The sequence below is a fragment of the Sulfitobacter sp. UBA4523 genome (assembly GCF_002388305.1).
GTDB classification, from domain to species: domain Bacteria; phylum Pseudomonadota; class Alphaproteobacteria; order Rhodobacterales; family Rhodobacteraceae; genus Sulfitobacter; species Sulfitobacter pontiacus.
In genome coordinates this window covers 1-413 of the sequence record NZ_DGMH01000027.1, presented here as the reverse complement: position 1 = coordinate 413, position 413 = coordinate 1, and the positions used below count along the sequence as shown (strand labels likewise).

At 65.6% G+C, this 413-nt stretch carries 1 pseudogene; it reads left to right on the top strand.

Features of this window, described 5'->3' with window-relative positions:
• Positions 1-7: 7 nt before the first annotated feature.
• Positions 8-413, top strand: a pseudogene (locus tag B3849_RS07090) (cell division protein FtsZ); the annotation flags it as partial.

Sequence of the window (413 nt, the reverse complement as noted above, 5' to 3'; positions counted from 1 at the left end):
CCGTTCGATGTCGCAGCCATTGCCTGCCAAAGCGCCAGAGGTTGAACAAGCCCCCGCCGCCGAAGCACCTGCACCCGTTGCCGCACAGGCCGAGTACGAAGAAGAGCCACAGCAGCAGCTGTTCAAGGAAGAAGCCGCGGTCAACCACAGCGGTTTCTCTGACACGTCCTATGAAGACGAAGCGTCGGACGCAGATGATCTGCCCCCCCCCGCCTACCGTCCCGAGGTTGCGTCCTTCCAGCCGCGCCGCGAAGAGGTGAATGTCGACGCGCAAGAGCAAGAGGCGTTTGTCGCGCCACGCGCCCCTGGCACCCCATCGCCCGAAGCACTGGCCCGTCTGCGCGCCGCCGCGCAAAAAGCGTCGCCAAGCCAGCAGCAACAGCGTCAGCCACAAGCGCAGCCGCAGCAGCAGC